The 22,410-nt window shown below is 35.8% G+C and carries 29 protein-coding genes; 16 read left to right on the forward strand and 13 right to left on the reverse strand.

Annotated elements, in window-relative coordinates; genetic code table 11:
* The first annotated feature begins 207 nt into the window (after window positions 1–207).
* On the forward strand, window positions 208–1,425 hold the full coding sequence (locus AC1M83_RS05035; RefSeq protein ID WP_481590153.1) for an MFS transporter: 1,218 nt from the start codon (window positions 208–210) through the stop codon (window positions 1,423–1,425).
* A 19-nt stretch (window positions 1,426–1,444) separates the two neighbouring features.
* Here AC1M83_RS05035 and gshB read toward each other — a convergent pair whose 3' ends face one another.
* From gshB to AC1M83_RS05050, 3 genes are all read right to left on the reverse strand, one after another.
* Window positions 1,445–2,383 carry a glutathione synthase gene (gene gshB / locus AC1M83_RS05040; RefSeq protein WP_481590154.1) on the reverse strand — a complete coding sequence of 313 codons (939 nt, stop codon included), beginning with the start codon at window positions 2,381–2,383 and terminating at the stop codon, window positions 1,445–1,447.
* Between the two features lie 132 nt (window positions 2,384–2,515).
* Window positions 2,516–3,409, reverse strand: coding sequence for a LysO family transporter (locus AC1M83_RS05045; protein WP_035270265.1), 894 nt, complete (start codon window positions 3,407–3,409; stop codon window positions 2,516–2,518).
* Window positions 3,406–4,239 (reverse strand): 2OG-Fe dioxygenase family protein, encoded by an 834-nt coding sequence (locus tag AC1M83_RS05050; protein ID WP_081403308.1) that lies wholly within the window; start codon window positions 4,237–4,239, stop codon window positions 3,406–3,408. The genes AC1M83_RS05045 and AC1M83_RS05050 overlap by 4 nt, the downstream gene beginning before the upstream one ends.
* Window positions 4,240–4,457: 218 nt before the next feature.
* Here AC1M83_RS05050 and AC1M83_RS05055 point away from each other — a divergent pair, with 218 nt between their 5' ends.
* The 4 genes from AC1M83_RS05055 (at window position 4,458) to AC1M83_RS05070 (ending at window position 7,654) form a co-directional block, all read left to right on the forward strand.
* The gene (locus tag AC1M83_RS05055) at window positions 4,458–5,015 is read left to right on the forward strand and encodes a hypothetical protein (RefSeq protein ID WP_481590155.1); all 558 of its coding nucleotides are present in this window, start codon (window positions 4,458–4,460) and stop codon (window positions 5,013–5,015) included.
* Window positions 5,016–5,155: 140 nt separating this feature from the next.
* Window positions 5,156–6,022 carry a hypothetical protein gene (locus AC1M83_RS05060; protein ID WP_143047396.1) on the forward strand — a complete coding sequence of 289 codons (867 nt, stop codon included), beginning with the start codon at window positions 5,156–5,158 and terminating at the stop codon, window positions 6,020–6,022.
* 249 nt (window positions 6,023–6,271) lie between these two features.
* Complete coding sequence (locus AC1M83_RS05065; protein WP_092766521.1) at window positions 6,272–6,883, forward strand: NAD(P)-dependent oxidoreductase; 612 nt, start codon at window positions 6,272–6,274, stop codon at window positions 6,881–6,883.
* 147 nt (window positions 6,884–7,030) lie between these two features.
* The gene (locus AC1M83_RS05070; RefSeq protein WP_092766522.1) at window positions 7,031–7,654 is read left to right on the forward strand and encodes a LysE family translocator; all 624 of its coding nucleotides are present in this window, start codon (window positions 7,031–7,033) and stop codon (window positions 7,652–7,654) included.
* A gap of 350 nt (window positions 7,655–8,004) precedes the next feature.
* On the opposite strand, the gene AC1M83_RS05075 is transcribed toward AC1M83_RS05070, so the two are convergent.
* The 4 genes from AC1M83_RS05075 to AC1M83_RS05090 form a co-directional block, all read right to left on the reverse strand.
* Window positions 8,005–8,208: a hypothetical protein gene (locus AC1M83_RS05075; RefSeq protein WP_035270252.1), complete on the reverse strand. Its 204-nt coding sequence runs from the start codon at window positions 8,206–8,208 to the stop codon at window positions 8,005–8,007.
* Window positions 8,209–8,268: 60 nt separating this feature from the next.
* Complete coding sequence (locus AC1M83_RS05080; protein ID WP_155757006.1) at window positions 8,269–8,538, reverse strand: hypothetical protein; 270 nt, start codon at window positions 8,536–8,538, stop codon at window positions 8,269–8,271.
* Between the two features lie 252 nt (window positions 8,539–8,790).
* A complete protein-coding gene (locus AC1M83_RS05085; RefSeq protein WP_092766524.1) occupies window positions 8,791–9,273 on the reverse strand; it encodes a GrpB family protein in 483 nt (160 codons plus the stop codon).
* Window positions 9,274–9,616: 343 nt separating this feature from the next.
* Window positions 9,617–9,901, reverse strand: coding sequence for a hypothetical protein (locus AC1M83_RS05090; RefSeq protein WP_035270248.1), 285 nt, complete (start codon window positions 9,899–9,901; stop codon window positions 9,617–9,619).
* Between the two features lie 82 nt (window positions 9,902–9,983).
* Here AC1M83_RS05090 and AC1M83_RS05095 point away from each other — a divergent pair, with 82 nt between their 5' ends.
* The 4 genes from AC1M83_RS05095 to AC1M83_RS05110 all read left to right on the forward strand — a co-directional run bounded on the left by AC1M83_RS05095 (window position 9,984) and on the right by AC1M83_RS05110 (window position 12,398).
* Window positions 9,984–10,499, forward strand: coding sequence for a hypothetical protein (locus AC1M83_RS05095; RefSeq protein WP_143047397.1), 516 nt, complete (start codon window positions 9,984–9,986; stop codon window positions 10,497–10,499).
* 251 nt (window positions 10,500–10,750) lie between these two features.
* Window positions 10,751–11,224, forward strand: a complete 474-nt coding sequence (locus tag AC1M83_RS05100; protein ID WP_092766523.1) for a hypothetical protein — start codon at window positions 10,751–10,753, stop codon at window positions 11,222–11,224.
* 15 nt (window positions 11,225–11,239) lie between these two features.
* Window positions 11,240–11,620 (forward strand): hypothetical protein, encoded by a 381-nt coding sequence (locus AC1M83_RS05105; protein ID WP_035270939.1) that lies wholly within the window; start codon window positions 11,240–11,242, stop codon window positions 11,618–11,620.
* Between the two features lie 550 nt (window positions 11,621–12,170).
* A complete protein-coding gene (locus AC1M83_RS05110) occupies window positions 12,171–12,398 on the forward strand; it encodes a hypothetical protein (protein ID WP_035270938.1) in 228 nt (75 codons plus the stop codon).
* 298 nt (window positions 12,399–12,696) lie between these two features.
* On the opposite strand, the gene arsC is transcribed toward AC1M83_RS05110, so the two are convergent.
* Entirely contained in the window at window positions 12,697–13,125 is a 429-nt protein-coding gene (gene arsC, locus AC1M83_RS05115; protein ID WP_035264681.1) for an arsenate reductase (glutaredoxin), read from the reverse strand.
* Between the two features lie 82 nt (window positions 13,126–13,207).
* On the opposite strand from arsC, the gene AC1M83_RS05120 reads away from it, so the two are divergent.
* Genes AC1M83_RS05120 through arsH form a run of 3 tightly spaced genes read left to right on the forward strand, consistent with a single transcriptional unit; the run spans window position 13,208 to window position 15,277 of the window.
* Window positions 13,208–13,522, forward strand: a complete 315-nt coding sequence (locus AC1M83_RS05120) for an ArsR/SmtB family transcription factor (protein WP_035264683.1) — start codon at window positions 13,208–13,210, stop codon at window positions 13,520–13,522.
* Between the two features lie 4 nt (window positions 13,523–13,526).
* Complete coding sequence (gene arsB / locus AC1M83_RS05125; protein WP_481590156.1) at window positions 13,527–14,567, forward strand: ACR3 family arsenite efflux transporter; 1,041 nt, start codon at window positions 13,527–13,529, stop codon at window positions 14,565–14,567.
* 5 nt (window positions 14,568–14,572) lie between these two features.
* Window positions 14,573–15,277, forward strand: a complete 705-nt coding sequence (gene arsH, locus AC1M83_RS05130; protein WP_481586963.1) for an arsenical resistance protein ArsH — start codon at window positions 14,573–14,575, stop codon at window positions 15,275–15,277.
* Between the two features lie 183 nt (window positions 15,278–15,460).
* On the opposite strand, the gene pyrE is transcribed toward arsH, so the two are convergent.
* Window positions 15,461–16,111, reverse strand: coding sequence for an orotate phosphoribosyltransferase (gene pyrE, locus AC1M83_RS05135; RefSeq protein ID WP_067727823.1), 651 nt, complete (start codon window positions 16,109–16,111; stop codon window positions 15,461–15,463).
* Between the two features lie 38 nt (window positions 16,112–16,149).
* Here pyrE and AC1M83_RS05140 point away from each other — a divergent pair, with 38 nt between their 5' ends.
* The gene (locus tag AC1M83_RS05140; protein ID WP_092766525.1) at window positions 16,150–16,968 is read left to right on the forward strand and encodes an exodeoxyribonuclease III; all 819 of its coding nucleotides are present in this window, start codon (window positions 16,150–16,152) and stop codon (window positions 16,966–16,968) included.
* A gap of 431 nt (window positions 16,969–17,399) precedes the next feature.
* The gene (locus tag AC1M83_RS05145) at window positions 17,400–17,750 is read left to right on the forward strand and encodes a Spx/MgsR family RNA polymerase-binding regulatory protein (protein ID WP_481588790.1); all 351 of its coding nucleotides are present in this window, start codon (window positions 17,400–17,402) and stop codon (window positions 17,748–17,750) included.
* Window positions 17,751–17,797: 47 nt separating this feature from the next.
* Here AC1M83_RS05145 and AC1M83_RS05150 read toward each other — a convergent pair whose 3' ends face one another.
* The gene (locus AC1M83_RS05150; RefSeq protein WP_035264927.1) at window positions 17,798–18,235 is read right to left on the reverse strand and encodes a DUF2147 domain-containing protein; all 438 of its coding nucleotides are present in this window, start codon (window positions 18,233–18,235) and stop codon (window positions 17,798–17,800) included.
* Window positions 18,236–18,378: 143 nt separating this feature from the next.
* On the opposite strand from AC1M83_RS05150, the gene AC1M83_RS05155 reads away from it, so the two are divergent.
* Window positions 18,379–19,293, forward strand: coding sequence for an alpha/beta hydrolase (locus AC1M83_RS05155; protein WP_481590157.1), 915 nt, complete (start codon window positions 18,379–18,381; stop codon window positions 19,291–19,293).
* A gap of 61 nt (window positions 19,294–19,354) precedes the next feature.
* Here AC1M83_RS05155 and AC1M83_RS05160 read toward each other — a convergent pair whose 3' ends face one another.
* From AC1M83_RS05160 to AC1M83_RS05170, 3 genes are all read right to left on the reverse strand, one after another.
* Window positions 19,355–20,122, reverse strand: a complete 768-nt coding sequence (locus tag AC1M83_RS05160; protein WP_481590158.1) for a transporter — start codon at window positions 20,120–20,122, stop codon at window positions 19,355–19,357.
* 12 nt (window positions 20,123–20,134) lie between these two features.
* On the reverse strand, window positions 20,135–20,677 hold the full coding sequence (locus AC1M83_RS05165; protein ID WP_035264700.1) for an ankyrin repeat domain-containing protein: 543 nt from the start codon (window positions 20,675–20,677) through the stop codon (window positions 20,135–20,137).
* A gap of 125 nt (window positions 20,678–20,802) precedes the next feature.
* Window positions 20,803–21,162: an HPF/RaiA family ribosome-associated protein gene (locus AC1M83_RS05170; RefSeq protein WP_035264715.1), complete on the reverse strand. Its 360-nt coding sequence runs from the start codon at window positions 21,160–21,162 to the stop codon at window positions 20,803–20,805.
* Window positions 21,163–21,402: 240 nt separating this feature from the next.
* Between AC1M83_RS05170 and puuE the strand changes: the two genes are divergently transcribed.
* Complete coding sequence (gene puuE, locus AC1M83_RS05175) at window positions 21,403–22,365, forward strand: allantoinase PuuE (protein WP_481590159.1); 963 nt, start codon at window positions 21,403–21,405, stop codon at window positions 22,363–22,365.
* Window positions 22,366–22,410: the final 45 nt, after the last annotated feature.

The following is a 22,410-nucleotide window of genomic DNA, read 5'->3' on the forward strand; positions in this document are numbered from 1 at the left end:
TCGATCTAGTTTATAACGGACCAAAATAATGATTAATGTGCACATTAATCATTAACACAGTATTAGTTCTATTCTTCCTTCGTATCTGCGCTACCGCCATATTGGATATAAACTTATGTCTAAATGGTATGAGGCAACAGTTCTATTTATGATATTGCTATATCTCATTGAGATTCAGCTCGCGAATAAAAGGATTTTTAAACGCAAATGTCAAAAATATCATCTTATGACATTTGGATTATTTTGGCAGGCTACCTTGCTGCAATTCATGTCGGTAAACTTTCTGCTGTTATTCCAATTCTTCAAAAAGATTTAAATCTAAGTTTCACCCAAGCAGGCCTATCCTTATCACTGGTTCAAGGTGCTGGAATGCTATTTGCCCTGTGTATTGGTGCTGTATCTGAGAAAATAGGACTCAAAAAATGTCTTATTTTTGCACTCATTCTATTGGGGATGAGTAGTTTTGCAGGCTTATGGATTGATCATAGTATTAGCCTTTATTTTTTTCGATTTATGGAAGGCATTGGATTTCTCACCATTAGTCTTTGCGCTCCCGCAATTTTAAAACGCCTAAGCACGCCTGAAACCATGAATTTTAAAATGGGGTTATGGAGTTCTTATATGGGAGTTGGGGTTAGTCTTGCTATTTTGACCATCCCTGTATTACTCGAATGGCTCAGTTGGCAACACATTTGGGCATTATTTGGTGCCTTGTGTTGGCTGGTTGCCTTGATGATTTACCATTTTTTACGTTATGACGATAAGCAAACCACTGTAACGACAAAGGCACTGAGCACATCAACCTCCAACTCTTTTTTATCTATTGTTAAAGTCACCGTGACCCATCCACCCATTCTCTGTCTAGCCGTTATCTTTGCTTGCTATACCAGTCAATGGATCACACTCACAGGTTTTTTACCCAGTCTTTATGTCTCATTCAATATGGATTTAAAGCTTGCAGGAATTTTGGTGTCAATGGTTGTATTATCTAACTTAGGTGGAACCTTTGGCGCAGGCGTATTACTTCAAAAAGGCATAGCTCCTTTTAAATTACTTCAATTTAGTTTTTTAAGTCTAATTTTATGTAGCTGGGTTGTATTTTCACAACCCTATTGGTTGATTTTTGAGTTGCAATATTTGTGCGCTATTTTGTTTTCTTTTATCGGTGGCATTATTCCGACGACCGTCTTTGCCAATACGCTTAGATACGCACCACAGGTCAATGCAGCAGCATCCAGTATGGGCTTAGTGCTGCAAATTTCTGCATGTGCGCAGTTCCTTGTTCCCCCAGCAACAGCAGCTCTCGTTTCGTCTTCTCACCAGTGGTCCAATGCCGCATGGGTTACCGTAAGTCTTTCCACCCTAGGACTATTGACCAGCTATTATTTATTTAAAATATATACGCAAAAAAAAGAGCCTATTTAGGCTCTTTTTTGCAGATCAGCTAACGTCCAGCTTCCAAAACATCAAATAATGTATCTGCGATAGAAGTACCAAATTGTGCGTCTATTTCACGTATACACGTTGGACTAGTCACATTAATTTCTGTTACATAGTTTCCAATGACATCAAGACCAACAAATACCAGCCCCTTCTCACGCAAGAATGGTCCAACTTTAGCAGCAATCACCTTATCATTTTCAGTCAACGGACGTGCTTCACCACGCCCACCAGCAGCAAGGTTACCTCGCGTTTCACCATTTTGTGGGATACGCGCTAAACAATATGGAATTGGCTCACCATTGACCATCAGAATACGCTTATCTCCATCCACAATTTCAGGAATATAACGTTGCGCCATAATCGGTTGCTGACCCATTTGAGTCAACATTTCCAAAGTTGAACCGATATTTGCCCCTGCACCGGTTAAACGGAAAATCCCCATACCGCCCATCCCATCTAGCGGTTTTACAATCACATCTTGATGTTCAGCAATAAACTCTCGGATTAAACTTTGCTGTGAAGTTACCAAAGTCGGAACCTGCAGTTCTGGAAATTGTGTAGCGAACAGCTTTTCGTTACAGTCTCGCAAACTTTGAGGTTTATTGATAATCCAGGAACCTTCACGTTCCGCTTGTTCCAGAATATAAGTTGTATAAACAAAGTTCATATCAAAAGGTGGATCTTTACGCATGAGCACAACATCGTATGCGGCTAAAGATTCTTTCTGTTTTTCACCAAGTTCATAGTAATGATTATAATCCTCAAACACTTTAAGTGGTGAGATCAAACCAAAAGCTTTGCCTTGATCGATATATAAATCTTCCTGAAGTGCATACCCTAACTCATGACCGCGACGTGCAGCAGCCCAAAGCATTGCCATGGTCGAATCTTTTTTGAGGTTTACATTTTCGATGGGATCCATCACCACAAGTACGCGCATGATCTGTTCTCTATTTTATCAATGAAGCGATTATAACGAAGTTTAGTGAACGATCTACTGATCTATCAAAGGATCAATTGTATAAATTCAGAGAAGCTCTTTCCTATTTCTGCTGAGCACTAGAATTTGGATTCATATCAAACTACTAAAAAAAATAATAAAAAATGGCGCAATAAGCGTCAGGAAAAATCCACTGAGAATTGCAATTTGTACATCTAATGGTGAACAATTGTTTTTTACAAAGGGTAAAGTTGAGTCCATCGCCGTGGCACCACATACACCAATGATTGGCTTTGGATAACGCTGACCTAATAAATACAACAATGCAATCGCATAAAACTCTCGTACAAGATCTGTGATTAAAGCAAAAGTTCCCTGCTCAGGTCCTAAAACTTTAGCAACTAAAGGACCAGAAAGAGAGAACCAACCAAATCCACTCCCCATCACAACGAGTTCGACAAAAGATTGAGTCATGATATGACTCGTCAAATAAGCCGCAATAAATAGTGCAATGATTGAAAAAAATGGCACTTTAATATGATTCATAGTGAGGGCTTGAATTTTAATCGTAGACAAATCCACTCCGATTAAAAAAATCAACACATACAATAGTATCGCGCTTAACATTTCCCCTGATAAAGTCTTGGGTAATAGCCAATATAGCCCCATCCCGATCAACACCATTCCAATCGCAATCAAGCATTCGGTAATAGGTTTGAGCATATCCTTGAATGATTTTTGGTGCTCAGCCTTAAAGTGGCTACGATTAAATAAAAGTCCAAAGGTAATCACACTTAACACTGTAGAATAAATAAAAGCTTCAATTAATATTTTTGAACCAAGATCTTTATCAAACAAGACACTGCCAAATTGAAAGCCTATAGAGATGAGGAGCAACCACACCAAAAACGTAATTTGACCAACCAATATATTGCGAACTTGAACGTTTGCAGCTTTACCTATGCCCCAACCCAATATAAGAGAAATGAGAATAGGTAAAAGCGAAATTATTAAATTTTGAATCATATTTTTTGCTTTGTAAGAGAGAAATCAATCAAAATCATCCAGCGCTCACCAGCCTCAGCATTTGTGCCTTGATCTATTTTTCTAATAGGTGATACATAATGTGAAACTGCTGGATCGTGTACAGCAAAACTTTCAGAAGCTTGTCTCAACGTAAATTTTTGATAAATATTATAATTATTTACCTCATCTAAACGCTTATTTCTTTCCTGAGGTGATGCAATAAAGTTTTCACCTCCTTCAATGTTATTGCTCCTATAAAACAAATGAGCAAATGTGAATGGCTCACCATCCTGATGAAAACAATTAGGCGAACTAATTCCTAGCTGATCGGCATGAGTTGAACGCAGTTTGACAAAATGGACACCCACGTAAATTGGCAGATAGGCATTTTCCAAACCAAAAGTAAGTTGATAATCATCTACAATCAAATCATTAAGATATTGCGTAGATTTAGCTTCTTGGCTCAACGCGTTAAAATAACGAATCGACTGATGCTCGGGATTGTTCCCTCCCTGATCATATCCAGATAACTCCTGCCCTATATTATCACGCACTGTCGGCAACCAAATAGGCTTAAGATCTTTTTCCCAAGGTAAAATTAAGGCATTTCCGTATCTTCTAAACCTTTGAGTATGTGTAGGTGCAAAAGGATCTTTTTCAAGTTTTTCAAACTCTTTAGCTAGTAATAGTTTAGAAAAATGATCCACCTCTATAGATTTATAATGTAGATACCCTTTTGCTTTGAAGGTATTCTTCAAATCAATTTCTTGATGTTTTATAGCAGTCAAATTGCTATACGATTCAGTATTAGCGTCTAATTGATCAAGCACAATTAATCCTTAAGAATAACTAAATAAATATCATAGTTACGCTAAAATTATTACGTTTTTATTAAGATTTACTCACAAAATAATATTACTATTTCAAATTAAATTATTAAGAAAAATTACAAAATTATTGTTACAACTTCAAATACAAGTTACATCAAACATTAACATCGTTGAATAAAACTAACAGGACTTGCTATTCCAACAATAGGTACAAGTCCATGATTAAAATAATTTCTACACTCTGTTTACTCACTATCAGTTCAATTACTTTAGCAGCAGGCAATCCTACACGAGTCGGTGATGTACTCGGTCGAGACCTCGACGTTCCACTCGTTGGTGCATTAGGGCATACAGGTGTATATGTAAGTTCAAACAATATTGTTCAAGTCATGAACAAAACGGCATATGTAGATGTGATTGAATATGTCAGCTTAAGTGGATTTAAAACTACAAAATATTGGGGAGCAAAGGCCAAAACAAGTTTTGGATATAAATCTCCTTACTCATCTGCTGCTAATCAAATCACTGCGATTTCAAATCAGCAACGACCTCATGTCGCTTACACGCTGTATTCAGCAACACCGAACCCAGCTGTGCAAGTCTGTTCACAATATAACTCCAACGGTGCTTGTAGCAAATATACATGGCAAAAGGGAACGTTCCGATGTGACAGCTTTACGAAATGGCTCTACACTCAGACAGGTAATGGTAATCTAGGAGGAATCACACCGCGTGGAACTTTCAATAGTAGCTTACTCACAATTACACGAGTGTAAATAAATCATTCCATTATATTGCCTTCACATCTCTGATGTTGAAGGCAACGACAGCTTAATATTTTAATATTATGAATAAGAAAAATATTTTTTTGGTTATTTTGATCTTCGTGATCTGTGCAGTAATTTTATGGATGTATTTGAAATCGACAGCAGATACGACTCAAAGTATATCAAATCAAAATAATAATACGTCAACGCTAAAAAGCAATGAAGATCGCGCGACTAGCTTGTCTGAAAATACTGCAGATATGAAACTCAACACTAACCTACCCGTATGGGCAAAAAAGTTACTTCAACTGGATCAATCTGCTGCGAATCGAGAAGAAAAAATACATGATTTAATTCAGCTCCTTGAACAAAACCAGCATGATGAAAATGCAATAGAAGAAATCCTGACTCAACTTACTTCTCTCAATCCTTTAGAAGCAACTGAACAAATTTTGCCATTTCTCACACATCAAAATCCTAAAATTCAAAGCTTAGCGATAGGCGCACTGAATAATGCGATGTTGCTGACTGATCGAGAACATGAACTCAAAAAATCCCTACCTGAAAATGATTTGATTCGACAGAAAATTAGTCACGCTTTAGAGCAACGTTTTCAGGATCCAAATTTAGATCCAAAGGTTAAACAAGTTCTTATTTCTAGCCTACCGCATACCGCATCTGTCCAAACTCAGCACAATCTTGTACAAGAACTTCTTCAACAAAATTCTATCTCACCAAACGAAGCACAATTTCTTTCTCAATATCTGCTAAATGGTCAGGGAAATAACACAACTTTAGAACAACTTGCGCATAAAAATCCGAAGATGATTGAAGACATTATTGCGAATTTAAATAATCAAATTGTCGACCAACCAGCTATTGTTGAAGTTCTGAATAATGATCAAAAAAAGCAACTACATAATTTTATCTTACAGCATCCACCAAGCTCGAAAGATGAAAGCTATGGATATAAAAATGATATATGGCGATTTTCTTTAAACCAACTTCAACAATAAATAAAAGTTAGACTGGTTTTATATGAATATTTTTCAAGCTTATAATTACATAAAATTTACATTTAAAATAATTAAATAACTTCTCACTCCTATTTTAACTATAAATCAATATAGATTTAATACATTAATCTTTTTTATTTTAAGCTAAATTAATATTACATTTTAATCATTCATGATTTCATTTTTTAATCGTGATGACTAAATATTTAGCACTCCAATAATCATAGTTATAAATTTAATGAGGGCATTATGAAAATAGTTTTAATTGGTGCAACAGGCATGGCAGGTTCTCGTATTCTTGAAGAGCTTGTTTCACGTGGACACTACGTCAAAGCGATTGCGCGTAATACAAGCAAAGTTTCAGATACAGAGCGTGTGTTAACTGTAGATTTAGATTTAAATGATCAAGAAGCACTTGTAAATGAGCTGAAAGGTCAAGATGCTGTAATTAGTGCAGTACGTTTCCAAGGTCTTGATATCAATTCACTTCTTAATGCTATTCGTGAATCAAAAGTTAAACGTTATATTGTTGTTGGTGGCGCTGGCGGTTTAACTGTACCAAATCAAAATGTGCGTGTAATCGATACAGAAGACTTCCCTGATGCATATAAAGCTGAGGCGGAAGCAGGCATTCAGTTCTTTGATAAGTTAAAACAAGTGGACGACATTGACTGGACCTTTATTGCTCCTGCAGCGGAATTCGGTCCTGGTAAGCGAACTGGTGAATATCGCTCTGGTAAAGATGAACTTATCGTTGGTGAAGAAGGCAGTAAAATCTCTGCAGAAGATTTCGCAGTAGCGCTCAGTGATGAGCTTGAAAATAATAACCATATTCAAGAGCGCTTTAGCGTAGGTTATTAATATTCAATGATATTATTAAAAAAGGAAGCTTAGGCTTCCTTTTTTATTATTTATTTCGCTCTATGAGATATTTTAAATAAATGAGATGAATGAAATCTAAAGAGGTTATAATATTTATATAAATAAAATTTAAAAAGTAGTATTTTCATGAATTATCTTGAGTATTTTTTATATATTTTCACTGTCATTATTATGATTGCCACTCCAGGCCCTGTTATGATTTTGGTGGCCAGTGCAGGTGCAAAAGGTGGTTATCGAAAAGCATTACAAACCATTTTAGGCACTAATGTCGCCTCACTATGTTTAATTGCGCTTTCAATTCTTGCACTTAAGGGTGTTCTTCATTTTAATGAGCATATTTTCAACATCATCAAAGTCCTAGGATGTCTTTATATTGGCTATTTAGGTTTTGAAATTCTTAGAGAAACTTTTCAGCACAATCAAACTGCCTCTTCAAAGATCAAGCCGATGGATAGCGGTTTTTCCAAAGGGTTTTTAGTTGGAATTTCCAATCCAAAAGATATTATTTTCTTCACTGCTTTTTTTCCGCAGTTTATTCAAATTACACCAAATATAGATTTAAGTTTGTCGCTGTTAATCATCACATGGATTCTTCTAGATTTTGTCGTACTATCTTTGGTCTATTTAGGTTTTAACGCTATTTCTCAACAACGTATTTATTCAAAAATCTTAGCCTTGTGTGGCGCGATCCTCATGACCATCGCTGGGTATGGGATATTCAGCACAGCGCTCTTTTATGAGTCTCTTTAACTTATTTAAACTACAATTTATGAATGAATTTATTCCCGGGGTTTCTAATGATGCAACCCGCCATGATCGTCTTTTATTCAGAAGATAAAAATCATTGATTAGATGATTCTTGCCTGCGATCAGGTTATGCATTTGATATACCCCACCGTGGCAAAATCGTCCTTGAGTGATGAGGTTACAAGAACTGAATGAAAAGTTGGGCATAACGTAAAAATGTAATTTGTGTGATGCAGATAAGAATTTCGCATAACGCCTATTATGTTAATTTTAGAGAAACTATTACAAATATAATATTACTTTTGCATTCTCAAATAAGCCGTTATATTTCTTAAAAAATCTATAAAGAACTGTTATTGCTGATTATTATTTTTTAAATCAGGCCGAATTTTATAAATATTATTTTGGAGTTCAAAAATATGACTGAGAGCTTTTCCTATCAGTAAAATATTCTCTCTATTTTCTAGTGATGGATCCGATTGAATCTTACTAGGAATACTGTCTAATAATATTGCGGCTTGATATAAATCATCATTTATTTTTTTTAATTGATCCATTTTTCTCTTCTATAGATGTTGGTAAGGATCCCAATCATATTACATTGAGATCCTGATTTATTAGACCGTGGTATATATTGTTTTAGCTTCTCTAGTTTCTGAACTAAAAAGGTTTAATAATCTATTCGATGATGGCACAGGAAGATTTGGTGGATTCCAGTCACCTGTAGTGATGCATGTATTTAAAGAGTTTCCACACTCTGACATTCCACCGCTACCAGCAGACCCATAGACATCAATACAGTCTGCATAATATTCTGCACACAATTCTTTAGTTAAATAATATGAAGGCGTTGTAGGATCATATGCAAGAGCAAGACTACTAGTCATTATTGTACTAATTAAAACTATTTTTTTTAATAACATAAGAAAACCAACTTTATTGTTAATTTGATATTTAAATATAGTTTATTAAAAGTTAAGCATTATTAAAATTACTTAAATCAAACATATTTTTAAATAAATTTACTTCTATTTAACATAATGGTCGTTATGCGAAATCAAAAATAGTAGATAAGGATCCTATTTTGACCTTAATACAAAACGTAACATTTTGATTTAAATTAAGAAAATATAAATATTTTAAGAAATATTTTTATATAATATCTCTTCAATGAAAGAAGCTTTTACCTTTCTATAATCATCTTCTTCAAATCCAATACAGTCGATTTTTAACTGATTATATTGATCTACTAAATGTGGTGAAGAAATTAAGATATCTCTAAAAGTTAGAAAATTTAAGTACAAAGAATCTTCAGTAATAACTTGAAATGCTATATCTTTCTCAGAGTTAATAGCTTCTAGCATGCAAAGATCATTTGTTCTTAACGTATTGCTTTTCTCTCTAAAATTTAATTTTTTTAATAAATTTATAGATTTTTTAAACTCTTTTTCAGGGATACAAACTAAAATATCGAGATCACCCTTAGAATATGCATTAGGTATTGCTGAAGATCCTATATGCTCAACTCTAGCATTTGGAAGTAATCTTATAATTTTCTTTTCATATTCATTAAAAAGAATTTTCAATTCATCTTGATAAGCACTTGCAGGAAAAAATTTCATTATTCTAAAAACTAACTATTAATTCAGAAATACTTTATCAAACATAAAATCTCTTATGTGAAATATATTAAAACAATAACTAAAGAAATTAGGTGTTCTTTTAAGGAAAAATGAGTAATCAAATTAAATGAGTATTTTTTAATCAACCATGTAATCCATGGTGTACATTGTTTCTAGTATTTGTCATCTTGGATGTAATTATTCGTTCTTTTATTATAAATAAATATAGAGCAGGAAGTTCTAGAAAATAAGATATGGATAAACAGGGAATGTTAAACGTCCAGCACCATTAAGCCTCTTATTAAAAAGCCCGACATGATGTCGGGCTTTTTAATAGAAATAATTACCAACGGCTCAATCTACCATTGTACAACATATCATTGATCTCACTTTGAGTTCTCCATGAACATTGGACAGTCGGATATTGATCCCCTCGATTAGAATGATAATCTCTATGGCGATCAGCAACTCTGTCACAATCAGCGATTTTATTATAAGGTCCACCTATTAGATGCCAAGTCTCTCCATGAGAATTATGTTTACATAATAGGAACAAGGGCTTATTAGCAAATACCAGAGTAGCTAATGAAGCTAATAATCCCCCAATAATAATTTTTTTTAATTTCATAATTAATTTCCTTTTTTAATCTACTCTTAATTATAATATAATAATATTTTTTAAAACACAAAAGGTATTTTCAGGTGATATTATGAGAAATATATTATATTTATTCTTATGTATGTCTTTTACACTAATAGCTAATGCTGCTTATGCATCAGATATTAATGATAAAAGTGAAATAATTAAGAAAATTAATTCTTGGTTAACTGAACATGTCGTAGATGAATTTGTAGAAGATAAAAAAGTTCCACAAGAAACATTTTATAGTAGTGCTGCTATAAACGTTGATGTGATGATGGTTGGACAAAGACTGAAGTATGATTATGATCGTCCAGTTTATGTTGAAGCCTATGATAATATTAAATGGTCAGACATGAAAAAAAATAATAATGGTAAATATTTAACAATTAATAAAGAAAATGTTAATGGGTTCTTGTTTTTTAAGAAACCTAACATAAAGTTGATAAAAGTAAATACTTATAAATCACCCCGTCCAACAAGAGAAGTTACAGATACAATAGAATTCCCTTTAACGAAAAAAGTTAGTAAAAGTGAGATTAATAAACTTGAACTACTGTTAAGTCAGTTAGCTAATAGTAAATAAAAAAAATGATGTGATTATTCAATTACCACTATTTCTATAGACTTTCTTTTAATTAGATAGAATGAGAATTAAAGAAAGATATTTCATAATAGAGTAGTAAGGCGTATGATCCTCGTGAAAATCATTTTTATATTATTTGGTTACTAAAAAATCCTGTTTTAACTCATTTCTATTAGTCACCAATCTAACTACTAGAAAGCTTATATTTTTAAGAAATAAATATTGTTAAACCTTTAGATAAGGCTCAGATCATGAAAATTTATAGCTTAGCTTTAATTGCTATTTTTTGTTCATCTACTTACGCAAAAAAAGTTGATAGTTTTTCTTCATTACAAGATGCTCATGAGGTTATAGACGAAGCAGGGCTCTATACCCAAGAAATAGTAGGTAATAATATCCGAGCTGATCTTTTTTCATTTGAGAGTTCAGGATGTTCAACTAGTTATTCAATAATGTTTACTGATAAAGATCGTAGTGGCAATAATGGAAAATATCTGCGAGAAATTTCTATAGATTGGACAAGAGCTAGTGTGAGAGGAGATGGATATACGATTAATAAGCTTTATGTTGGTCCTGTAAAATATTCACAATATACTTTATTAAATGGATGGAAGTTAGATCCTACAAGAACAGGCGGTGCTGCTATATGGTACGTAAAAGATAGTCATGCTAAAAAGATGAATGCAGCTCTTGATTACTTACATGAAAAGTGTAAATACAAATAAACTACCGGTGATGCTATGAGTTTTTACAAAAAATTATCTTCTACATTCCTAGGGATAACCTTAATCTGTGGTGCAGCATATACAAATGCACAAGATACTAGATATACATTTTGTCGTTCTCTAATTACAGAAAGTGCTATATCTTGGGATAAATCATTTTGGGTTGTATCTTCAGTTTTCCGTAATAACTTGAGTATATCTCGCTCAGATATTGGAATAAAAAATAGTTTTAATTCTTTTATTGAAGCTGAATTTGGTGGTCAAGCCCGTATGGCTATTTGTTTTCATGAAGATGATTATCAAGATGCATTAGATGAACGAAATGATCTCATTAGTGAATATAGAAATAGTGATGAAGATTATAAAACTGTACATTGGTCATATCGTGGTGATTAAAAGAGATTATCTAAATAACTATCACTTTCTTAAATATTTTTAATTAGATTTTGATCGAAAATACTAGGTATCCACCAAAATTTTAGACATACATAACTATCTTCTTCAGGGGTTTTTCATAATCTAATGAAAAACCCTTTAAAATCATAAAATTAGAGCAAGTTGTATCCAGTTTGGATGAACCGCCAACTTTTAATGATTTGATTAGGCGCATAATTACGTTAACTATCTGCAATATTTTATCTATTCTTTAATTAGACGACTTTATCAAAAATTGATAAGTGGATTTACTTAATCCTCTTGATTTAATATCAAACCTTATTCGAATTTTTATACATGAAAAAAAGCTCAACCATAGGGTTACTGAGCAAAAGAGAAAATTTTAATAATCTTTTCATATTAGATTCATCATTTTTAAGTAAGAATAATACTTCCTGAACAGGATGCAGACGAGTCATTAAAAACTAGATAAATAATAGATGAAGATATTATATATTATCTAAAAATATGAGTGTATTTTATCATCACCTAGAGGTCAATTAGAATAGAAATGAAAAATTTTAGCGTTAATGATTTAGATTTATTGATTGAAAAATATCGAAAAGCAGACAAAGAAGTAAAGAAAATCCTAATCGGTTATAAATTATTTGGTGAATTAATGAATGATTCTAAATTTCATGAAGAAGTTATCAATTCAGCATTAAGTACTACGAAAAGAAAATATAAGAAAATAAAAATAAGAATCACAACAGATGAATATCAGCTGGATTTTGAATAAAGGTATGCTAAGTATCCAATACTCAAATTCTCTTAAATTATCCAAAAATTTGTCCGCAGAAATTGGGGATGGATTTGATTCCGAGAGGCATATATCTTATAGGGAATTGCGGTTTTTGATCACTTTTTAACCATTTTTATTGGCGAAAAATGACAAATATGCTCAAAAAGAAACCGAGATGTTTCAAAGTCGGTTTTTTGCTGTTTTTTGGGGTGGGTGGGAATTTTTAAGTTATTGATTTTAAATAATTATTTTAGTTTCATTTCGCATAACGACCATTATGTTAAATGAGGCGGATTTATTTAATCCGCTTACCATTTTTATCGATGATTATTTCACCATCTTCTTTAGTAAAAGCACCTATTTGAGGTGCAGATAAAATATCTAAAACGAGTTCAGATGGTCTACAAAGTTTTACACCGATCTCAGTTACTACGAATGGACGATTAATCAAAATTGGATACTCAAGCATAAAATTAATGAGCTGTTCATCTGTCCAGTGTGGCTGATCCAATTTATGAGTTTCAAAAGGTTCTACATTTTTACGAATAGCTTCATGTACAGAAAGACCTGATTTTTCAATTAAATTAATCAGTTCTCTCTTGCTCGGAGGGTTGAGAAGATACTCAATAATTTCAGGTTCCTCTCCGGTATTTCGAATTAAAGCCAGTGTATTTCTTGATGTTCCGCAAGCAGGGTTGTGATAGATCTTAACTTTTGATGACATTGGATTAACTCAAAGCTTAGTAATATTGCATTTATATACGGATATGCGTATATTCGCAATAGCATATATTGGAGTGTAGATGATGGATCAAGCAGATTTCTTTAAATGCCTATCTGACCCGACACGTCTAGATATTTTAAAAATTATTTTAGCAAGACAAAATGTATGTGTTTGTGAAATCACAGAGATATTACAACTGAGCCAACCCAAAATTTCTCGTCACTTGGCTTTACTCCGTAACCTCTCAATTTTGCTAGATGAGCGCAAGGGACAATGGGTGTATTACCGATTAAATCCTGATTTACCAGAATGGGTAAATGCAGTGCTCAATGTCTTAAATGATGAAGTACTGAATAAACCTGCAAGCAACTTATCTATCTCTATGCAATGCGAGTAATTCAATGTCCGGATCAAAGCTCTCATTCTTAGATCGAAATCTAACGCTATGGATTTTTATTGCCATGGCATTAGGAGTAGGTATTGGTGTATTTTTTCCTCAAGCATCTGTGGTACTCGATCAATTAAGCATTAATTCAGTGAATATCCCTATCGCAATAGGGCTTATTTTGATGATGTATCCACCACTTGCCAAAGTAGACTATGCGACTTTGCCTAAAGTCTTTGAGGACAAGCGAACCCTTACATTATCTCTCGTTCAAAACTGGCTAATAGCACCTTGCTTAATGTTTGGTTTGGCAATCATTTTTTTACATGCCTATCCTGAATACATGACTGGCCTAATTCTCATAGGCTTAGCCCGATGTATTGCGATGGTCCTCGTCTGGAACGATCTGGCATGTGGGGATAATCAATATGTCGCTGCCTTAGTCGCGTTTAACAGTATCTTCCAGATCTTATTCTTTAGTACTTATGCCTGGTTATTCTTAACCTTCTTACCACCATTCTTTGGGGTAGAAGCACAAATCATTAATGTGAGCTTTTGGACAATTACCCATGCTGTTCTTATTTATCTAGGTATTCCGTTCTTACTTGGGTTTTTAACCCGACTGATTTTGGTTAAAAAGAATGGTTTGGCTTGGTATCAGGATAAATTTATCCCAAAGATTAGCCCAATCAGCCTTATTGCCCTTTTATTCACGATTGTAGCCATGTTCAGTCTTAAAGGTGGTGAAGTGGTTAGCCTTCCTCTAGATGTACTTAGGATCGCTATTCCTTTGACAATTTACTTTGTTGCGATGTTCTTCATCAGCTTCTTTATGAGTAAGTGGATGGGTAACGATTATCCTAAAACAACTGCTATTTCCTTTACTGCGGCAGGCAACAATTTTGAATTAGCACTGGCTGTAGCGATTGCCACTTTTGGATTAGCTTCACCTGTGGCTTTCACAACCGTGATTGGTCCGCTTGTTGAAGTTCCTGTATTGATTGCCTTAGTGACAGTTTCGCTATGGCTGAGAAAAAAAGTGTTTAAAGAGGCATGAGTCGAATTAACCTACCAAATATTGATCCTAGTCTTTTAGAAAAACCGACTTTAGAAAAAGTTCAGGCAAAGAACCTTAAACATCCACCAAGAATACTGCTTTTGTATGGCTCAAATCGTGATAGATCATATAGCCGTTTAGCTGTTCAGGAAGCTGGTCGAATCCTTGAATATTTTGGTGCGGAAGTGAAAATCTTCCATCCAAAAGGGCTACCCCTCCCTGAAGATGGTGATATGCAACATCCAAAGGTTAAGGAACTCCATGAACTCTTAGCATGGTCAGAAGGCATGGTGTGGTGCTCTCCTGAGCGTCATGGCTCAATGAGTTCGATATTGAAAGCTCAAATTGATTGGATTCCATTAGCAGCGGGTGCAATCCGTGCAACGCAAGGTAAAACCTTAGCTGTAATGCAAGTTTGTGGAGGTTCGCAATCCTTTAATGCTGTAAATCAATTACGTATTTTAGGGCGTTGGATGCGTATGATCACGATACCAAATCAGTCCTCAGTCCCTAAAGCATTTCTAGAGTTTGAAGAGGATGGTCGTATGAAGCCTTCTTCTTATTACATGAGGATTGTCGATGTGATGGAAGAACTTTATAAATTTACGCTTTTAACCAGGGGACAGTCCTCATATCTCACTGACCGTTACTCTGAACGTGTAGAAAGTGCAGAAGAGCTTTCAAAGCGTGTGAATCAAAAGAGTATCTAGATTTCCTAAAATTAACATAATACACCTTATGCGAAATGATTTTTTATTAAATACAAATCAATAACTTATATCAATATAAAAAACCCAGACCTATAGATCTGGGCTTTTTTATAGATTCTTCAAGTTCCACGCTTATTTATTAAGCAATGTTTCACATTAATATTAAGTAGAACTTTATAAGACTTAGATTCCGTACTTCACACGGTACGCTTCCATTTTCGCTAAAGCATCTTTGTCGCCTTTAGCATCTAAGTAATCCATTAAATCTTTCATTGTGATAAGCGCATGTACAGGAATTTCAAGCTCTTTTTGAACTTCTTGAATCGCAGACAATTCACCTTGACCTTTTTCTTGACGGTCAAGCGCAACCAATACACCCGCTATTTGCGCGCCTGCATTTTTTAAAATGGTCACAACTTCACGAATGGCTGTACCCGCAGTGATCACATCATCAATGATCCATACCTTTTTACCTTCAACTGAAGCACCAACTAAAACACCACCCTCACCGTGATCTTTAGCTTCTTTACGGTTGAAGCCCCAAGGTACACTTACACCGTGGTTTTGTGACAATGCCACAGCCGTTGCAGCGACAAATGGAATCCCTTTATACGCAGGGCCAAAAATCACTTCAACATTATCACATTCAGTTAATTTTGCTGCATAGCCAGAAGCCAAGCCAGTTAAGGCTTCACCGTCATTTAACAAACCGGCGTTGAAAAAATAAGGACTCACACGACCTGATTTTAAAGTAAACTCACCAAATTTAAGCACACCACGTGATAATGCCAGTTCGATAAAAGCTTGTGGATTAAATGCCGCTTGTGCTGTCATGAGGTGCTCCATTTATTAAATTGAGGTTAAACTCGAGCATGATACCAAAGAGTAGCTATCCTAGTGATCAAAAAATTTTACGTGTCGTATCAATCAACGTAAATGGTCTTCGTTCTGCAGAAAAAAAAGGAATTTTTGACTGGATGGCAACTTCAGATGCCGATGTCATTTGCATGCAAGAATCCCGTATTACACACGAACAATGGACAGATAAATTTAAGCCCGAAGGTTGGTATACACACCTATTCCCAGCTGAGCGTCCTGGCTATGCTGGTACCGCAATCTATAGTCGTTTGCCGTTTATCTCAGTTACCGATGGTCTGGGTTTTGAATTGGCTGATTCACAAGGTCGTTTTATCTCAGCAGAATTTGATCTAGGCTTAGAGAAAACAGCTCATATTTGCTCACTCTATTTACCATCAGGTTCTTCTGGTGAAGAAGCACAAGCCCGTAAAGATCACTTTCTAAATGAATACAAGCAGATCTTGAAACAATGGCGTGATGAAGGTAAATCTGTGATTGTTTGCGGTGACTACAATATCGTACATAAACGCATTGATATTAAGAACTGGTCAGGCAATCAAAAAGCTTCAGGTTGTTTACCACATGAACGTGCATGGCTCGATCATATTTATGATGATTTAGGCTATGTCGATACCTTCCGTGAAGTGCGTAAAGAAGCAGAACTTTATTCATGGTGGTCAAACCGAGGACAAGCCCGTGCCAAGAACGTGGGTTGGCGGATTGACTATCAAGCTTGCTCACCAGATTGGAAAGATCGTACTGTGAATGCATGGGTATATAAAGAAACGTGGTTTAGCGATCATGCCCCTGTCATTATCGATTATAAAATTTAGTGCCGTGCAAACTGAGTGAACAACTGTTTACTAAATGCACGCTAATTGCTCACAAATCTTGTCGTGTTAACGTATTTTTATTCCGACTAATTCAGTGCATTATTGTCGCACGGCACAGGGACATGTCAGGATGACAATAGGGATTGGAAGCCGTAGGATGAAAAGAAAATAAATTTCGGTTTATTTTCCAAGGATGAAGACATTGGACGTTGAATTGAGACCCGCATGATCAGGATGATTTAATGCGGGTTTTCTCTATTTAAAAGATCAATACAAATTTTAAGATAAGAAATTTTCCACCATTTTATTGATAACCACCATGAAGCCACACTGTAGATTTCAAACCTATTTAAAATATTCTGATCACATGTATGTTTTTGCGTAAATTTTGCTAAGCTCTAGACTGATCACAATGAATAAGACTGTTAGAGATGATTAAAGTTTACGGCATTAAAAATTGCAACTCGATGAAAAAAGCATTCGATTTACTCAATGAGTTGGGGCTTAGTTATGAGTTCCACGATTATAAGAAACAAGGTATTGATGCTGAAACAGTACAAAAATGGCTAAAGGATCTTGGTGCTGAACTTGTCCTCAATAAAAAGGGAACGACTTGGCGTAAATTGTCTGAGGAAGATCAACAAACTGCCCTTGCATCTGAACAAGGTTTGATTGAAGCACTGACTACACATACGAGCCTTATTAAAAGACCAGTGATCACTACTGAATCAGGCTATGTAGTTGGTTTTGATGAGAATGCGATAAAAGCATTAAAGAAATAAGAAATAAAAAAGCCGAGCAACTACTCGGCTTTTTTATGAATCTTAAATTAGTTCACGCGTACCCAAGTTTGGTTACGACCAAGCGCTGATACACCGATGAAACCACGAAGTTCAAGCTTTTGACCACCGTCTTTCAATGAACCCTTCAATTTGTAAGTTTTTCCAGATTGTGGGTCTAAGATTGAACCACCATCGTAATTCGTTCCACCTACATTTTTAAGACCCTTCACAATGGTTAAACCTTTTAAAGATTTCTTGTGATAGGGACCTTCACAGTTCGTACATGAATTTTCTTGACCCGGTGTGACAACACTCTGAATGGTTGCATTCAATGTTCCGTTTGGCTGTTCAGTGAATTTTACAAAAGCTTTAGCTTTTTTAGTTTTCTCATCAATCGTATTCCACACGGTACCATTGAGTGGATCTGCAGCATTTGCAAATACTGCTGAAGCGAGTAATCCTAACGCTAGTGCAATTTTTTTCATTGTTTTTTGTTTCCCTTGCTGAATTGACTTTAATATTATTAAAAATTGATAACATTTAAGCAATTTTTGAATGTGACTATTTAGTGTACCATTGTAATGCTGTGTGCTGATAATAAACATAATTTCATTAATATGGAAAAACAATGAAGATCAATCCGGTTTTGAAACAATACATAACAGAGTCTTTTTTAAAAACGAGTCTTCGCTTTCCCAGTCGCTTTAATCTTCCCCCCACCGTACTTCGTGTTGCCTTAGAGCAGATGACGCGTGTTTTTCCACAGTCCAAAGATGTCAGTATTCGAAAACTAAGAATCGCAGGTATTCGTGCCGAAGAAATTTTGCCTCAACCTGAAACGACTCAGCTCATTTTTCACATTCATGGTGGCGCATTCTTTTTAGGATCGTTAAATACACATCGCGCATTGATGAGTGAAATGGCACTTCGGACTCAAATGCAAGTGCTACATATCGACTACCCTCTTTCACCTGAACAACGTTTCCCAGATCTCGGAGAAGCAATCTATGATGTGTACCAATTATTGGTAGAGCAAGGTGCTCAACCGAAAGATATTATTTTATCTGGCGATTCTTGTGGTGCCAATTTAGCACTTGCACTGGCTTTACGTTTAAAAGAAGAAAATCCAAAACTTCTTCCAAGTGGCTTGATTTTAATGTCACCCTTTCTTGACTTAACTTTGACCAGTGAATCTCTACGCTACAATCAAAAGCATGATGCTTTATTGTCAATTGAAGCTTTAGAAGCAGGCATAAATCATTATGTTCCTAAAGGTGTAGATGTCTCAATTCCCGAAATTTCCCCAATTTTTGGAGATCTCAAAGGATTGCCACCGACATTAGTTCAGGTGGGTTCAAAAGAAATTTTGTTAGACGACTCTACGCGATTTGAAGAAAAGGCTAAAGCAGCTGGAGTAGATGTTGAGTTTAAGTTATACACCGGTATGTGGCATAACTTCCAAATGTTTAGCGCTTGGTTTGATGAAGCAAAGCAAGCTTTGACCGATATCGCAGAGTTTGCCCATCGTTTGGATAAAGACTGATTGAATCAAAACTGAAGTAAACATAAAAAAGAGTAGCGTAAGCTACTCCTTTTTTATTCATTTAGAATAAGTATGAGACACCAAATCCACCATGATAACTTCGATCGGATCCACTTAGGTCTACACCGATGCTTGCATCTAACTGCGCACGATCATTCAAGGCATAGATTAAACCAGATGCCAGTCCATACTCTCGCTCTTGGCTTTCTTTCTTGGTAAATACTGCTTCAGAATAGCCCGATAAATTACCCACGATTTTATAGCCAATTGTCGGGACAGCAGTCACAGACCAATCACTATTTTGAGCTGAATAGAACATTCCTATTCCTGTCGTTACAGTATCGTTATATTGATACTCAACAGATGATCCCAAGGTATAAATATCATCAACATGGGTAAAACGATCATTTCCTGTTGCGATTTTAGCTTGTGCCAAAATTGCCATTTTCAGTTGATCATCTTGTAAGTCAACGTGATGCTTAATCCCAACAGAAACATCACCTAAACCATCATGGTCATCAGTTCGATTTTGGATTCGGGTCCGCTCCCACGCTGGGCCATCCCAACCCAATTGAAGCTCAGTATTCTTACTCAATCCCGTACGCAACAGGACATCAGCATTGAGTCGCAATGATTTATTTTTAAAACCATTTTCAGTACTTTCAACATACTGTGCAGTTGGAAGTCCCTGCTCCCATGCCAATTGACCTACGGGCGTAATGCCTGTGCTGAAACTCGTACCAGGTCGATCGAAGGCAAAATCTGCAGCCATCGCACTTACACTCGCGGTTGAGCAAAGTATCAAGCTCAGTTGTTTTAATTTTGTCATGGGGCACCCAAATTAATTTAATTCTTTCGTCATTTTTGCGCCACGGCTACGTAATAACTCGAGTGTCTCACGTTCTTCCGGTAAAGCCTGTGACCAATCAATGGTATCAAAATCGCAGTCGAAAAATAAATCACTAATTGAACTCAGAATGGTATTCCCCTCTTCATCTTTGGTATTAGGATCAACTTGATGATCAAGTAAGCGTTGAACTGCAGGCACACATGCAGCACTCGCAGCATCCCAAAGTGGGCCGTAACATTCCTCTGCATCCCATAAATGGAAATTAGCTTTCGCTGCAATCAGTGCATCTAGAATATCAAGATGTACTTGTAATTTCTGTTGTTTTTCTTCTGTTGAAAGCGCATTTCCTTGCTCATACGCTTCACAAATTTCTTCCCACCATTGAAATAAAGTATCTGACCACACTGAAACCGCAGGGCCTTTCTCTCCTGCGATAAAGTTTGGATCTAAACCTTCTGCTAACAGGCGCTGTACCTGTGCTAGGTCTAATTCTTCTAAGGCCTGTAAAAACACTTGTTGATGTGCTGTTAGCATTTACTTTCTCTACTATTTATCTATAACGACATTATGCCTAATAATGCAGATCATTATTCAATTAAATAAATCAAAACTGTTCATTCAAAATTTTATTCAAAAAAAAAGCCCCGAAGGGCTTTTTGCTATTCCACATCCACTTCATCTTCTTTCAGTTGGATGGGCGCTCCACGAGGGTTCTCTTTTTTCTCGAATACATGTTCAAGACTACGCTTTAATCGGTCAATCGCACCATGAATCGCTGTGTCGATATTATGACCTCTGTGATTGACCACGACTGGTTTTAATCCAGCTGGGCGAGCTTCTATCATACATTGAATATCGTCTGCACCGCCTTTATGGGCATTTTCATCACTTAAATGAACCGAAAAATGGGTAATTCTTTCACTATGGCGTTGAAACTCTGTATTTAGTTCTGCACGTACATAATCAATTAATCGCTCACTGTTTTGAATATTCTTATCTGTACGGATTTCTATGTTCATAAATATCATCCTCACTCTTCTTCTGAATCATTTTTGTGCAAAACTTTTTATCTTGGCACGTTTGTAGCTTGCAATCTAATTGCATCGAACATCTTCAATTGCTGTTTGGAATACGTCCCTCCACATTGAATGATGAACACTTTTGAGTCTGCAGAACCGTGTCCTTATACTTTGAATATCGGGCCTAACTCAAAAATATGCAAGTGGTATTTTAAAAAATTAATAAAAGGATTACTCATTGTGACAAGTACTTACTTACGCGGACAGGCGCTTATTGATTCGATTCAAAATGCACCTTATTCCAGAGACTTAAGAGGTTATGGGGCGAATCCACCTCATCCTCATTGGCCTAATCAAGCGCGTATCGCAGTGCAATTTGTCTTAAATTATGAAGAAGGTGGTGAAAACCACATTGAGCACGGTGATCAAGGTTCAGAGCAATTTTTATCTGAAATCGTTGGTGCTGCCAGTTTTAATGCTAAGCATATGTCAATGGATTCTATGTATGAGTATGGGTCAAGAGTCGGTTTTTGGCGTATTCATAATGAGTTCAAGAAACGTCAATTACCCATGACTATTTTTGGTGTGGGAATGGCTTTGGCACGTCATCCAGATGTGGTCGAAGCAATTAAATCTGCGGATTACGATGTGGTATCTCATGGTCAACGTTGGTTGCATTATCAGAATATGGATATTGAGACCGAAAGGCAGCATATGGATCAAGCCATTAGTGTACTTGAAACGCTATTCGGACAAGCCCCAATCGGTTGGTACACAGGTCGAGATAGTCCCAACACACGTCAACTTTTAACTGAATTTCCTCAAATCAAATACGACTGCGATTATTACGGCGATGATTTACCTTTTTGGACACAGCTCACCCATCCCAATGGCGAGCTGCATCCGCATTTAATTATTCCTTATACCCTGGACACCAACGACATGAAGTTTAGTTCAGCAGGTGGCTTCAATCATGGTGAACAGTTTTATCAATATCTAAAGGATGCCTTTGATGTCTTGTATGCCGAAGGGGGAACTGCACCAAAAATGATGTCTATTGGGATGCACTGCCGTCTTTTAGGACGCCCAGGACGCTTCAAGGCACTACAACAGTTCTTAGACTATGTTCAATCTCATGAACATGTTTGGATTTGTCGTCGTGGAGATATTGCGCAACATTGGATCGATCATTTCGCACCATAATTTCACATTCACGAGAAAAAGAGTGCTTTATAAGGTGCTCTTTTG

The sequence above is a fragment of the Acinetobacter sp. 25-47-130 genome (assembly GCF_056779705.1).